This window comes from Micromonospora pattaloongensis, assembly GCF_900107255.1.
GTDB lineage: Bacteria > Actinomycetota > Actinomycetes > Mycobacteriales > Micromonosporaceae > Micromonospora_I > Micromonospora_I pattaloongensis.
The window spans coordinates 1-12,711 of sequence record NZ_FNPH01000021.1; the positions used below are offsets into that span (position 1 = coordinate 1).

At 69.0% G+C, this 12,711-nt stretch carries 16 protein-coding genes, 1 tRNA gene and 1 pseudogene; 11 read left to right on the plus strand and 7 right to left on the minus strand.

Annotated features, from left to right (window positions below; all coding sequences use genetic code 11):
- Positions 1-501 precede the first annotated feature (501 nt).
- The gene (locus tag BLW47_RS24355) at positions 502-699 is read left to right on the plus strand and encodes a hypothetical protein (RefSeq protein ID WP_091563086.1); all 198 of its coding nucleotides are present in this window, start codon (positions 502-504) and stop codon (positions 697-699) included.
- Positions 700-729: 30 nt separating this feature from the next.
- Positions 730-1,188, plus strand: coding sequence for a DUF4265 domain-containing protein (locus BLW47_RS24360; RefSeq protein WP_175543791.1), 459 nt, complete (start codon positions 730-732; stop codon positions 1,186-1,188).
- Here BLW47_RS24360 and BLW47_RS24365 read toward each other — a convergent pair.
- From BLW47_RS24365 to BLW47_RS24385, 5 genes and pseudogenes are all read right to left on the minus strand, one after another.
- A pseudogene (locus BLW47_RS24365) lies at positions 1,185-1,436 on the minus strand (DDE-type integrase/transposase/recombinase); the annotation flags it as partial. The gene BLW47_RS24360 and the pseudogene BLW47_RS24365 sit on opposite strands and share 4 nt — an antisense overlap.
- 15 nt (positions 1,437-1,451) lie before the next feature.
- The gene (locus tag BLW47_RS24370) at positions 1,452-2,021 is read right to left on the minus strand and encodes a hypothetical protein (protein ID WP_091563127.1); all 570 of its coding nucleotides are present in this window, start codon (positions 2,019-2,021) and stop codon (positions 1,452-1,454) included.
- Between the two features lie 426 nt (positions 2,022-2,447).
- Positions 2,448-2,984, minus strand: a complete 537-nt coding sequence (locus BLW47_RS24375) for a NifU family protein (protein ID WP_091563097.1) — start codon at positions 2,982-2,984, stop codon at positions 2,448-2,450.
- 4 nt (positions 2,985-2,988) lie between these two features.
- Positions 2,989-4,941, minus strand: coding sequence for a ferrous iron transporter B (gene feoB / locus BLW47_RS24380; protein WP_091563101.1), 1,953 nt, complete (start codon positions 4,939-4,941; stop codon positions 2,989-2,991).
- A complete protein-coding gene (locus BLW47_RS24385) occupies positions 4,938-5,246 on the minus strand; it encodes a FeoA family protein (protein ID WP_245737086.1) in 309 nt (102 codons plus the stop codon). The genes feoB and BLW47_RS24385 overlap by 4 nt, the downstream gene beginning before the upstream one ends.
- A 42-nt stretch (positions 5,247-5,288) precedes the next feature.
- On the opposite strand from BLW47_RS24385, the gene BLW47_RS25955 reads away from it, so the two are divergent.
- From BLW47_RS25955 to BLW47_RS24410, 9 genes are all read left to right on the plus strand, one after another.
- Positions 5,289-5,558, plus strand: coding sequence for an ATP-binding protein (locus tag BLW47_RS25955; protein ID WP_342709905.1), 270 nt, complete (start codon positions 5,289-5,291; stop codon positions 5,556-5,558).
- Positions 5,559-5,611: 53 nt separating this feature from the next.
- A complete protein-coding gene (locus tag BLW47_RS24390) occupies positions 5,612-6,151 on the plus strand; it encodes a phosphatase PAP2 family protein (RefSeq protein ID WP_091563105.1) in 540 nt (179 codons plus the stop codon).
- 32 nt (positions 6,152-6,183) lie between these two features.
- Entirely contained in the window at positions 6,184-6,870 is a 687-nt protein-coding gene (locus tag BLW47_RS24395) for a DedA family protein (RefSeq protein WP_091563110.1), read from the plus strand.
- 33 nt (positions 6,871-6,903) lie between these two features.
- Positions 6,904-7,653, plus strand: coding sequence for an ABC transporter permease (locus BLW47_RS24400; RefSeq protein ID WP_091563113.1), 750 nt, complete (start codon positions 6,904-6,906; stop codon positions 7,651-7,653).
- A 327-nt stretch (positions 7,654-7,980) separates the two neighbouring features.
- Positions 7,981-8,130, plus strand: coding sequence for a hypothetical protein (locus tag BLW47_RS25300; RefSeq protein WP_175543792.1), 150 nt, complete (start codon positions 7,981-7,983; stop codon positions 8,128-8,130).
- Entirely contained in the window at positions 8,123-8,275 is a 153-nt protein-coding gene (locus BLW47_RS25305; protein ID WP_175543793.1) for a hypothetical protein, read from the plus strand. Before BLW47_RS25300 ends, BLW47_RS25305 begins: the two co-directional genes overlap by 8 nt.
- A gap of 35 nt (positions 8,276-8,310) precedes the next feature.
- Positions 8,311-8,448 carry a hypothetical protein gene (locus tag BLW47_RS25310; RefSeq protein ID WP_175543794.1) on the plus strand — a complete coding sequence of 46 codons (138 nt, stop codon included), beginning with the start codon at positions 8,311-8,313 and terminating at the stop codon, positions 8,446-8,448.
- Positions 8,445-8,765: a hypothetical protein gene (locus BLW47_RS24405; RefSeq protein WP_091563116.1), complete on the plus strand. Its 321-nt coding sequence runs from the start codon at positions 8,445-8,447 to the stop codon at positions 8,763-8,765. Before BLW47_RS25310 ends, BLW47_RS24405 begins: the two co-directional genes overlap by 4 nt.
- 389 nt (positions 8,766-9,154) lie before the next feature.
- Positions 9,155-9,227 (plus strand) — tRNA-Arg (locus BLW47_RS24410).
- A gap of 695 nt (positions 9,228-9,922) precedes the next feature.
- On the opposite strand, the gene BLW47_RS24415 is transcribed toward BLW47_RS24410, so the two are convergent.
- Positions 9,923-11,545, minus strand: a complete 1,623-nt coding sequence (locus BLW47_RS24415; RefSeq protein ID WP_091563119.1) for a methyl-accepting chemotaxis protein — start codon at positions 11,543-11,545, stop codon at positions 9,923-9,925.
- Between the two features lie 133 nt (positions 11,546-11,678).
- Complete coding sequence (locus tag BLW47_RS24420) at positions 11,679-12,272, minus strand: histidine phosphatase family protein (RefSeq protein ID WP_091563123.1); 594 nt, start codon at positions 12,270-12,272, stop codon at positions 11,679-11,681.
- Positions 12,273-12,711: the final 439 nt, after the last annotated feature.

The window sequence follows — 12,711 nt, forward strand, 5'->3', positions numbered from 1 at the left end:
CGCCTGGCTGCATCACTACAATCACCACCGGCCACACACCGCAACCGGCGGCAAACCGCCCGTCACCAGATTGACCAACGTCCCTGGGCAGTACAGCTAGGGAGAGGGTGGGGCTCGGCGCGATGTGCGCCGGGCCCCTCCGGTCAGCCACCGCTACCTTGAGGCTTTCGGTGCGGGCGATGCCAACGGGCGGCTAGGCCGTTGGGGCCGGGTTGCGGTAGCCGTGCGGGTTCTTGCTCGGGGCGAGGTGCCGCGGTGGTAGTCCTCGGCCAGGTAGTAGTCGCCAAGCGGGCGAGACGCAGACCATGCTGGTCATGCCGGCATCATCCGAGAGCTCACCTCGGTCAACGACTCGCAGGTGGGACGCGCTCGGGCGGCTACGCCGCCGACGGCCGGCGGCTGTCAAGCACGGTCAACGGTACGACGACCAGCTATCTCTACGACGGGCAGAACCGCTGCAGGAGAAGGGCGGCGGGGCGGTCACGGCCACGATGACCACGGGTGGCCTACGTCGACGCCCGCATCCACGGCGGCAACCTCGATCCGAAGAACCTGACGCAGGCCTGCGGGCATTGCAACCCGTTCAAGAACAATAGGATCGTGCCGAAGATCCCGCCCAAGGGATACACCGGCACGTGGCCGCAGCCCTGGTGGCCCAAGTCGATGATTCAGGAGTGGTGCCTCCTGTGCGCGGGATGAGACACAAACGTGGATGAGACGGAGCCCTCGGTGACCGAACCCACCTACGTGGTGCACTCCGAGCCGGCCGGGTGGCCAGCACCTCTGCGCAAGGCGTATGTCTCGGTTGAGCACAAGCTGCCCGGCCACGTCGAGGAGTTGTGGCTCTCCGATCTCGGCGAAGGGCTGGCACGGATCGTCTGCGTGCCGTTCTGGACCGACGGCCTGGCCCGCCACGACGTGGTGGCGCTCGACCCGGCCGGCGGGCCGATCCGGGTGCACGAACGGTCCGGTCACCGGGTGCTCCGCGTCCTGTTCACGCCGACGGCGCCGACCGGCCTCACCGAGGCGCTGGTGCCGGTCGCGGAGTTCGACGGCATACCGCACGAGCACTGGGGTGACCGGTTCATTGTCTTCGACATCGCGCCCAGCACGGACCCGCAGGGCCTGGTCTACTCCCTCGACAAGCTCAAGGCCGAGGGGCACCTGTTCTGGGAGTGGGGCGACTAGCAACACCGCAGGACAACACGGGGAGGAGCAACATATGGGGCGTCGACGGCGATTTCATAGTGCCCGCGCCGCAGGTTCTGTATGAAGGCGTGCCCGGCGATGATCACCTGTGCTGTCTCGTCCGTTCGTAGTCCGCGCATCGGTCTCAGTCGGTGTTTCAGCTGGCTGTGATCAGCCTCGATCGGATTATTGGCGTACTGCTCGACGTGATGCCGAGCGGAAGGGATGAGCTCGTCGAGTACGGCGGGCCGGCGACGCTCTGGTCAGTCCTGAGTGGCCAGTGCCGGCGTCTCGTCTTCGCCGAACAGCCCGCTTTCCGTGATGGCGGCGACGGCGCGCGGGTCGAGGAGCCATGCTTCTCCGTCGTTTCCGCCGGTTTGCAGGGTGTAGAGCCGGGGGACCGCGCCGGCTTCGGCCAGCAGGTCGTTGAGGACGGCGAGCGGCCGGACGGTGGCCACCGTCCACGGACTGTTCGCAACCCAGTCCCGCGGCGTCCACACGACGCAGGTGCGGCCATTGATTCTGATGACGTAGTCGCCGCTCTCGACGCTGTCGGGATAGGTCACCAGCTCGACGTGCGGTTCCACGGCATGACGACGCAGCGCGGGGGCCATTTCCGCCAGGACCCGGCCCACCCCGCCCTCGGCCATGGTCTCCCCGTCCACGTGGAAAAACCGGAGGCCCGGTTCCTCGTCGAGAGTCGCCCGTCCTCCGAGCGGATGAGCACCTCGGGTGACCGCTTGTTCTCCGGCCGCAGCATCCTCCTCGGAGAAATGTTGCCAGAACCCCAGTTCCCGTAGCGTCTTCGCCAGTTGCGCCCTTCGTTGATCCATCACAGCATCGTGCCGTACACCGGCCTGCGTTTCCTGGGCGGCTTGAACAGAGACTCTGGTAGCTCGTAGCTAGGCGTCGGGTGGCGCATTAACGAGGGGCGAACTTCTTTTCCCTGATTCTTCGTGGGCCTGATCGGTCGAGTTTGAGTGCGTCTTCGGCGGCGCTGCCGGGGGGAGTGCCCCGGACCTGAACGTGTCGGGATGCCCCCCCGGCCAACCCTGCTGGCTATCCCCCGGGCCTCGGGATCCGCCCGCATGCACCCGATGCCTAGCCTCCCGGGTGAGACCTTTCTACTCCGGTTGTCGCACCTTCTGCCCGGGGTGTTGGCGGGGGAGGTGGGCACGCCGGCACAACGATCTCGCAGGTGCGGGTTGGGGTATGTCTGAGACCTGCTCCTCCCGCGCGGGCAAGCAGCCCGGCCCGGCTCAACCGCGGCACGGATCAGCGGTGACGACACGCAGCTGCGGGTGGTTGCGGCGGAGCTGGTTCTCCAGTCCTTGGCGGAGGGTGGTGCGGGCGGCGGGGCAGCCGTGGCAGGCGCCGGCGAGCTTGACGGTGACGGTGCCGTCGCGCACGTCGACGAGTTCGATGTGCCCGCCGTGGGAGCGAGCGAGGTCGCCGACGGGCCCGTCGAGCAGCTCCTGGGCGGCGTCGCGCAGTGGCCCGTCGTCCGGCTCGCCGCAGTTGTCGGCCGGGGTCCAGTGGGTCGGGTCGGCGAGAGCGGCGTGCAGCGCCGTACGGACCCGGGCACCGTCGCGGGACCACTGCCGACCGGGATGCAGCGTGGTGACGATCGCTGCGGGTTCGACGCGGACCTGGGCGAGGGTGCAGTCGTCGCGTAGGGCAGCGAGGGAATCCGGCAGGGTGGCGGCGACGCCGGTGAAGGGCAGCACTCCGGCCGGGGTGATCCAGCGCAGTTGCTCGGGGTGACCCGCGACGGGCTGGGGGTGAATGGGGATCATGACCTCAGCCCGCCAGGATCGCGGTGATGGTCCTGGCGGCGTAGGCCATGATCCAGGCCAGCGCGGTCAGGTAGCCGAACGCGATCAGGGGCCATTTCCAGCCGCCGGTCTCCCGGCGGATGATGCCGACGGTGGCCATGCACTGCAACGCGAAGGCGAAGTAGACCAGCAGCGCTGCGATGGTCGGCGCGGTGAACAGCGGCTGCCCGGCGTGCGGCCCGTCGGTGTAGGTCATCTCCTTGAGCGCCGTGGACGGTTCGTCGGGGTTTTCTGCGGCGGCGACCTGGCCGAGGGTGGCGACGAACGTCTCCCGCGCCGACTGTGCCGACAGCACGCCGATATTGATCCGCCAGTCGAAGCCGAGCGGGTCGAATACCGGCGCGACGAGGTGGCCCAGGCCGGCGGCGTAACTGTGGTCGGCGACGTACGCGGAAACCGCGGTGTCGTTACCCGGGTCGACGCCGTGAGCGCGCAGGTCGGCGGTCGAGTGCAGGGGCAGGTTCAGCAGCAACCAGAGGCTGACGGTGGTGACCGCGATGATGGTGGTGCACTTGCGCAGGAACGACTTGGCCGAGTCGCCGACCGCGATCAGCACCGAGCGGGCCGAGGGAATCCGGTACGGGGGCATCTCCATGTAGAACGGCAGCAGCGGGCCGGTGCGGTCGCCGAGTTTCTTGAACACCCAGGCGGCGGTCATGGCCGAGACCGCACCGAGCAGGTACATGCCGAACATGACGAGGCCCTGCGCCCCGAACGGCCCCCACCGGGTGGACGGGTCGACGAGCAGGCCGATCAGCAGCACGTACACCGGCAGCCGGGCCGAGCAGGTCATCAGCGGCGCGGCCATCATGGTGGCCAGGCGGTCCTTGGCCGACGGCAGGGTGCGGGTGGCCATGATGCCCGGGATCGCGCACGCGAAGGAGGAGAGCAGGGCCACGAACGCGCGGCCCTCCAGGCCCGCGCGGGCCATCACCCGGTCCATCAGGAACGCGGCACGGGACATGTAGCCGACGCCCTCGAGCAGGGAGATCAGCAGGAACAGCAGCATGATCTGCGGTACGAACACGAGCACCGCGCCGATACCGCCGATGATCGCGTCGCCGAGCAGCCCGGCCAGCCAGGGGTTGCCGACGTGGGTGGTCACCAGCCCGGACAGCCCCCCGAAGAAGGACTCCACGTAACCCTGGAGGGGCGCGGCGAGGGTGAACACGGTCTGGAAGAAGGCCACCATCACGGCGAGGAACACGATGGTGCCCCACAGCGGGTGCAGCAGCACCGCGTCGACGCGTTGGGTGATGCGGTGGCGTTCCGGGGCCCGGTAGCCGGCGAAGCTGAGCACCGACTCGGCCCACGCGTCCGCCTCGGCCGCGTCCGCCGGTGGCGGCAGGGCCGGCGTCGGCCACGTCGGCCACCGCACGATCTGCTCACGCAGCTGGTCGATGCCCTGACCGCGGTTGCCGAGCACCCGCACCACCGGCACACCCAACGCCTGCTGCAACGCCGACAGGTCCAACTGGCCCTGCCGTACGGTCATCTCGTCGGTGAACGTCACCACCAGGCAGGTGGGCAGGCCGCGGCGCAGCACCTGCGCGACGAACCGCAGCGAGCGGCGCAGCGTGGTGGCGTCCACCACGACCAGAAGCGCGTCCGGCGGCGCCTCGCCGTCGAGGCGGCCGTCGAGCACGTCGACCATGATCTGCTCGTCCGGGCTGATCGGGTCGAGGCTGTAGGTGCCCGGCAGGTCCTCGATCAGGTACCGCCGGTCGCCCGCCTGGATGGTGCCGACGAATCGGGACACCGTCACGCCGGGGTAGTTGCCCGTCTTGGCGTGCAGACCGGTCAGCGCGTTGAAGATGCTCGTCTTCCCGGCGTTCGGGCTGCCCGCCAGGGCCAGGCGGGGCAGTGCCGTGTCAACCGCGCCACCCCCGGCCTCAGCGTGGCAACCCGCGTCCTTCACCGCACGTCCCGGATCAGCACGTGCGCGGCCTGCGCGCGGCGCAGGCACAGGTCGTAGTCCTTGACCCGGTACACCACCGGATCCCGCAGGGGCGCGCGACGGACGACCTGCACCGGCGTGCCGGCGGTGAACCCGAGGTCCGCGAGCCGGTGAGCCGTCGAAGGCGGCGTCCCGTCGGCCAGCCCCACGATCGTGGCCCGACTGCCCGGGGGCAGGTCGGACAGCCGACCCGTTGACCCGGTGGACGCTTCGACGGCTCGCACCGCGAGGTCGGTGAGGGCGGCAGCAGGACGTCTCAGCAGCACCAGCTCACCATAAGGTAAGCCTCGCCTCACCTGCCACGGTGTGTGACGAACTCCGGCGGGGGCGGTGACCCGTCCGACCACGAACACGTACCGTGCGGTTGTACTGGCCGCGGCCGTGGTCGGCCTCGCGTCGGTCAGATCCGTCTCGGCCTCGCCATCACCCGCGAGGTCGTCGTGGCGCACGGTGGACGGGTGCGGGTGATGCCCGGTCCGGGGATGACCGTTGAAATCCTCCTGCCCAAGACGGTGACGCCGACCAGGATTGAAGGCGGGCCTGGTCCGTTTCAGGCTCCTCTCAGGTGGCGGTCGTAAAGCTGGACGCCAGGCGGCCCGTGCGGGGCGGACCACCAGTTCCGGGGAGATCGATGAACTATCACCTGTTCCAGCTCGTCAACGCCGCCGCCGGTCGCAGCGACCTCGTCGACGACTTCTTCGAATGGTCGGCGGTGTGGCTGATCTACGTCCTCGCCGCCACCGCGGCGATACCTGTCCTGACTCACCTGCGGCACGGACGCGCCGCACTGGTGCGCGTCGTCGCGTCCCTCGGGCTGGCCTTCGCCGTCGGGCAGGCCGTCGCCGCGCTCAGCACCGAGGTGCGGCCCTTCCAGACCCACCCCGTGCACCAGCTGATTCCGCACGCCGCCGGAGCATCGCTGCCCAGCGACCACGCCACCGCGGCGTTCGCGGTGGCGTTCGCCGTCGGGGCGTTTCTGTCCCGCCGGTGGGGGGTAGCGCTGAGCGTGCTCGCCACCATCATCGGCTTCGCCCGTGTCTGGACCGGCGTGCACTACCCCGGCGACATCCTCGTCGGCGCGCTCATCGCCGCCGCGGCAGTCGCCACCATCGGCGTCGTCGGCCGCGCCTACGACCGCCGTACCGGCCGCCGCCTCGACACCACCGCCTGAGCACCCCGCCCCCTCGTTCCGGAGGTCATGCCATGTCCACGCCTCAGGCGCTACTCGGCGGGGGCCCCAGCTTCATCGACCCGGAATGGCTGATCTCCACCTTCGGGCTGATCGGGATCCTCGCGATCATCTTCGCCGAGTCCGGGGTGCTCATCGGGTTGTTCCTGCCCGGCGACTCGCTGCTGTTCACCGCCGGGCTGCTCGTCGCCGACGGGCGCTACCTGCACCAGCCGCTCTGGCTGGTCTGCCTGCTCGTCGCCGTCGCCGCCATCGCCGGCGACCAGGTCGGCTACCTGTTCGGCAAGCGGGTGGGCCCGAGCCTGTTCCGTCGCCCCAACTCCCGGCTGTTCAAGCAGGAGAACGTGCACCGGGCCAACGCCTTCTTCGCCCGCTACGGCGCCCGCTCGATCGTGCTGGCCCGCTTCGTGCCGGTCGTGCGGACCTTCACCCCCGTCATCGCCGGGGTCAGCCGCATGCACTACCGCACCTTCCTCACCTACAACGTCCTTGGCGGCATCCTCTGGGGAACCGGCGTCACCGTGCTCGGCTACTTCCTGGGGCAGATCAGCTTCGTCAAATCGAACATCGAGCTCATCCTCATCGCCATCGTGGTCGTCTCCGTCCTGCCGATCGGCATCCAACTCCTGCGCTCCCGCCGCCGCGCGGCAACCCCGCCCACCGAGGCGACGGTGTCCGGAAACCCCTCCCGCACCGACTGAACGACCCGTCGGCGCTGAGGCGACACTGGCCGGATGACCTCGACGATGCTGGTGATCGGGCCGAAACTCGCCGTCGCGCTGGCGCTGCTGACCGCCTTCGGGGCCGCCGTCGCCACCGTCGGACGGCTCGGGCACGGCCGGCAGATCGCCGTCGCCGCTGTCCGCGCCGCGCTGCAACTGGCCGCCGTGTCACTGGTGATCACCGCGATCGTCGGCTCACTGTGGGCCACCGGGACGTTCGTCCTGCTCATGTGCGTGGTCGCCGCCGGCACCTCCGGCCGGCGGATCACCGGTGGGCCGTACGGCTGGTGGGCGGGTGTCCCGATCATCACCGCAAGCCTGACCGTCGTCGCCGCGCTGCTCCTGGCGGGCCTGGTGCCCCTGCGCGGCATCGCGATCATTCCCATCGCCGGCATCCTGACCGGCGGCGCGATGACCGCCACCAGCCTCGCCGGGCGACGCTTCAACGACGATCTGCACTCCCGGCGCGGCGAGGTCGAAGCCGCGCTCGCGCTGGGACTACCTCCCCGCGACGCCCGGCTGCTCGTCTGCCGCCCCGCCGCCGGCCAGGCACTCGTCCCCGCCCTCGACCAGACCCGCACCGTCGGCCTGGTCACCCTCCCCGGCGCCTTCGTCGGCGTCCTCCTCGGCGGCGCCAGCCCGCTGACCGCGGGAATCACCCAACTGTTCGTCCTCGTCGGCCTCCTCGCCGTCGAAGCCACCGCCACCGTCCTCACCATCGAGGTGATGGCCCGAGGATGTTTACGCCCGCGATCCCCGTGAACCAGCAAACGCCCAGCCTCGCGCCTGCCGCACCCCGCGACGGCGACCCGTGGTGGTCCCAGCCTTGATCAAGACCGCTCCGACGCCCGGCTGCACACCGCCGTCGGACAGGTCACTCAGACCGGCCGGCACGGTCACTCGGTCGCCGGCCCGACGAGCGATCCCGGATAGGCGATCACCGGACGCCGTCGTACTGATTCAGGGTCGTCATCAGGGTGTCCGGGCCTCCAAGGCGTTCGTGGAAGGGGTCCACCGCTATGCCGCGGCCCTGCGGGTGGCGGCGAGTTTGGGAAAGGCTTCGAGCGCCGGTCGACGATTATCATTCCGTTGAAGCAGGCCCGGGAGATCCTCAAAGGCATGAGCTTCCCCGTGCCCATCCGGATCTCCACGGGGGACATTAGCCCGGCGTTGCACAACCTGCCGAAGCTGTCGCCCGAACAGATCGAGCGTTTCGTCCGGGAGGCGGGCAATGGTTGACCGACCACAGTTGCGGCTCCACGAGATCATCAGGTTGACGTACAGCTCGCTGACCGCGACGGTGCGCTGCGTCGCCGGGACGGTACGGCTGGGCGACCGGGTCGAGTTGGCTCCCGCCGGGGCCGCCCCGTCGCCGACGGCCTGACGATTTCCGCCATCGAGTACGGCGGTGGCATCCCGATGGAATTCGTGGACCTGGGCCGGACCGCGCTGGTCACCGTCACCGGTTCGATCGACGGGGCGGCGCTTCGGGCCGTGGTGCCCGGGAACGCTTCCGACTACGTGGTGCCGGCGGATCTGCGGCTCGTGGTGCGTTGACCCCGCACCTCAGCGCGTACGACTTCTGCTCAAGGCCGGCCGTCCTCGCGAGCGGGTCGCCGACCGTTCGAGGCTTCGTCGCTTTTGCCGGCGGCCCCGGTGCGGTGCGGCTGGCCGACGGGGCCGTCCTGTCCTTCCGGATGGCCGGCGTCGCCGAGGATAAGTGCTCGTACGAGGACGTGTGGCTGTTCGAGCACGAGAATGTCGGCGGCGAGCGGCTGCGATTCAGCCTCTGTGCGGGCCACCACCACGACACCCGCCGACCGATACCCCGACGTTGCAACACTCGCCACGGCCTGGCGCACCACCCTGGCTGAACCCGTAACCCGCCAGAACCCGCCGCATACCCGTCAGCTGACAGCGCCCCGGCCCAGGGTGGAGTCGCACGGAAGACGAACTGCGAGGAGGTTCGCTTTAGACTTGCGGCGACTCCATGTTCGGCCCTGCGGCGGCGCCCCGGGCCGGGGGATCGGCCGAGATCCATGATCATGGTTGATGTGCGCGTGGTGTGCTCTCCAGCAGATGCCAGCGCGGGTCTATCGGTGGCACGCCGGGTCAACGCGGCCCAATGATCATGGCCGCTGGCCCGGCCGGTGTGATCAGCATGTGGTCATCGGCCGCCCAGACCGGCCGGGACGACCCAGGTCAACGCGGGCCACTCCCTGCCACCCGGGGCAACCCGCAGGTCGCTAGACTGGGCCCTCGCGCCCTCGTAGCTCAGGGGATAGAGCATCGGTTTCCTAAACCGTGTGTCGCAGGTTCGAATCCTGCCGGGGGCACCCAGGTCAGCGGCTTGCCAGCCGATCTCCAGGCCCATTCGTGGAGCCATGGGTGGAGCCAAACGCGCTAGCGTGGCTCCCTGGCGACCTCATCGGCGCCGCCTCGGCGCACCGCGGTGAGACCGAAACTCTGCCCAGCGGGTCTCTGCGGGTGCGCGGGTACGCCGACATCGACCCGGAAGGATTTTCGGTCGGGATCTAAACCATGTTGTGAGCAGAGGTGAGTGAGTGGTGGTGTAGGTGTGTGGATGGTTGATGTTGGTCGGTTGGTAACTGGTGTGTGGATGGTTGCGGTCGGGCGACGACGCTTCGCGCGTCGCCAAGATCGGATCGAGCTGCGCTCGATTCAAGGTCAACACCGGATGGTGGTTCCGGTGTTGACCTTGAGCCGTCGTTCGTGCCGAGAGTGAAGCCTTCTCGGCGACGGCCCGCGAGACGCCTGAGCGAGCCCCTCCGGAGATCTCAGTCGTGACCATGATTTCGTCATGGCAGCGTCTCCGGCGCGAGAACGTCGAGACGACAACTGACCCCGGCGAGTGCAGTGCCGCTTGCTCATGAGGTGGGGGCCAGGTGCACACACCGAGGTGATCCAGCGGCGGGCGAGGACATTAGTGTTGTCGGCGGGGTAACCCCGAGCCCCGAGAAAACCCCGAACTACAACCCAGAACCCGCGCGAACTACGGCCGGCCCCGAGGTTATCGCCGGAAGCCCGCCACGAGCGCCTTGAGCTCCGTCGACATGCGGGCGAGGTCGGAGGCCGCCTCCTGTGTCTCGTCGATCCCGGCGCTCGTGTTCGCGGCGGCCTGCGCGACCCGGTTGATGCTGCCGGCAATCTCGCCCGTGCCGTTCGCGGCCTCCGAAACACTGCGGTTCATTTCCGCGGTGGTTGCGGTCTGCTCCTCCACTGCCGAGGCGATCGTGGTCTGGAAGTCGCTGATCCTGCCGATGACGTGGCTGATCTCGTTGATGGCCGTCACCGCGCCGGTGGTGTCGACCTGGATGGCCTCCACCCGCCGGGAGATGTCCTCGGTGGCTCGCGCGGTCTCCTGCGCCAGGTCCTTGACCTCGCTGGCCACCACGGCGAAGCCCTTGCCCATCTCGCCCGCGCGCGCCGCCTCGATGGTGGCGTTGAGGGCCAGCAGGTTGGTCTGCTCCGCGATCGCCGTGATGGTCTTGATGACGTTGCCGATCTGCGAGGAGGATTCGCCGAGCTTGTTCATGGTCGCCGACGTGCGCGAAGCCAGGGCGACGGCCTCGCCGGCGACCTGGGCCGCCTCGGCCGCGTTCTGCGAGATCTCGCGGATGGAGGCGCCCATCTCCTCGGCGCCGGCCGACACCGTGTCGACGCTGCGAGAGATCGTTGCGGCTACGGCGGAGACCGCCTCCGACTGTGTCGACGTCGCCTCAGCCGATGCGGCGATCTGGGCGGCGGTGCCGGTCATCTGCTCGGAGGCGGCGGCCAGCGACGACGCCGACTCGTCGATGGTGGCGACGGTCTGGCGCAGCGCGACGATCGCGGCGTCTAGGGCACGGCCCATCTGCCCCGGCTCGTCGGCCGAAGTGAGTCCGGTCGTGCGGGTCAGATCGTTGACGGCCAGCGCTTCGCAGACCGCCTTGACCTTGTTCAGCGACTGGACGATGCTGCGGGCAAGCAGGACAGCCATCCCGAGTGCGAGCAGCAGGCCGACGACGAGCACGGTCCAGACGATGGTTCGGCTGGTGCGGTAGGTGTCTTGTGCGGCTGTCGCGTTCGTTACCGCGTCGGCCGCCTCGCTTTCGGCGAGCTCGTCCAGCTCCGTGGTGATCTTCTCGAGCAGTGGCTGCACCTGGTCGGTCCGCACCGCCGACCATTGGTCGAGCTTGTTGTCGTTGCCCAGCGGCCGCAGCTTGTCCTTCGCGATTGCCGTGTACGACTGCCAATTCTTCTGCAGGTCGGCGATCGTCTGCGTGCTGCCGGCGGGATTGCTGGCCCGGTAGGCGGCCAGCGCCTCGTCGAACGAGGTCACGCTCTTGTCGAACGCGTCGTTGAAGTACTCCGAGGCGGCGTCGGACGGGGCCAGCGCGGAATTGGCGATGGTGGCGTCTGCCTGGGCAACGGCGGTCCTCAGCTGACCGACCGAGGCGACGGCCGCGACGCTACGCTTCGAGATCAGATCTGCGGTGGCGCTGGTCCGGCCGAGGCCGACCATCCCGGTCGCGGCCACGACGATGGCCACGAACGCGCCCAGCCCCACCGCGCTCAAGATCTTGACGCTGACGCTCAGATCAGCGAACGGGCGACGCCTGACCGGCCGCGCGGCCGCCGACTGGGTACTCACGAACCCGCCTCCACGATCGATGCGTCGTGCCGATGCGCACGATGCACATCTCTTATCGGCACGAGGAGCGGGAAAACCAGAAAATGCGGATAGTAAGCGACCGTACGCGGTCCACTGCGGACAGCCGCAGGGTTCAGATTCGGAGCTCTGGCGGGAAACCTGTCCAGCGCAGGGCCGGCGGGAGATGGCCCATGTCGTTGAAGGCGACGAGCGATGGTGGCCGGTTCGGGCGGTAGAGGATCGTTGTCAGCGCGCAGTTGCACTGATTGAGGCCGAGCCAGCGCCAGGCCGGGGCGTCGAGGGCGTGACGGACGAACCAGCCGATCAGAAAGTTGTGCGTGACGATCAGCTCATGCGAGTCCCGCTCCGCGGGCACCGCGTACCGCTCGATTGCGGCAGCCGCGAGTGCGGCGCCGCGGCCGAGTTCGTCCGGCGGCACGCCGTCGCAGACCATCGCGGCGGGCCCGTTCAGTCTGTCCCCATCTGGGATCGGTGGGATGTAGTCGCCGACGACCTCGGACGAATAGACGGGTACGTCGGGAACGTACTGCCTGATCAACTCGGTGGTCTGGACCGCGCGTTGCAGCGGGCTGTGATGGATGGCCGACAGCGGAAGTTCTCTGAGTCGCTGGCCCACCAGCCGCGCCTGCTCGACGCCGGCCTCGGTGAGCGCGCCGTCGTCCAGCGCGTCGCCGTGTCGGACGAGGTGCAGGAATCGGTTCGGCACGAATGCTCCCTGAACGCCGCGGTGTCCGATTCAGTGTCGCAAGCGCCGCGCCTGGTGTCACCACTGTCCCGCGCCGTCCGGTCCGCGCAGGCCGAACGGTGGAATGGTCCGCGGACGTAGGCCGTTACATCGGGGCCCACGCTGGTTCTTTGAATTGCTGGCTGGGTGGCTGGAATGGCGGGGTAGCCCCGCTCGTTATATCTGGTCCCCGCGCTGGTGGTTTCACGTACCGGCCGGGTCGTCAGCGCCGGTCGTTGGAAATGGTCCCGCTGCTGGCGGGTGGAATGACTGGCCGGTGCCGGTGGTTGTATATGGTCCCGCCGCTGATCGGGCGGGGGAATGGTCGACCGGGGCCGGTCGTTGTGTCAGCTCCGTGAGATGGATCCGCGCCGCAGGTCGCGGCCGCGTGAAGACTCTCTGATCTTCTTTTCTTGTCCGG

What these genes read in the sequence shown, in the direction of transcription:
- BLW47_RS24370 (WP_091563127.1), bottom strand. Translation starts at nt 2,021, where the DNA reads ATGGATCAACGAAGGGCGCAACTGGCGAAGACGCTACGGGAACTGGGG.
- BLW47_RS24375 (WP_091563097.1), bottom strand. Translation starts at nt 2,984, where the DNA reads ATGATCCCCATTCACCCCCAGCCCGTCGCGGGTCACCCCGAGCAACTG.
- BLW47_RS24390 (WP_091563105.1), top strand. Translation starts at nt 5,612, where the DNA reads ATGAACTATCACCTGTTCCAGCTCGTCAACGCCGCCGCCGGTCGCAGC.
- BLW47_RS24395 (WP_091563110.1), top strand. Translation starts at nt 6,184, where the DNA reads ATGTCCACGCCTCAGGCGCTACTCGGCGGGGGCCCCAGCTTCATCGAC.
- BLW47_RS24400 (WP_091563113.1), top strand. Translation starts at nt 6,904, where the DNA reads ATGACCTCGACGATGCTGGTGATCGGGCCGAAACTCGCCGTCGCGCTG.
- BLW47_RS25305 (WP_175543793.1), top strand. Translation starts at nt 8,123, where the DNA reads ATGGTTGACCGACCACAGTTGCGGCTCCACGAGATCATCAGGTTGACG.
- BLW47_RS25310 (WP_175543794.1), top strand. Translation starts at nt 8,311, where the DNA reads ATGGAATTCGTGGACCTGGGCCGGACCGCGCTGGTCACCGTCACCGGT.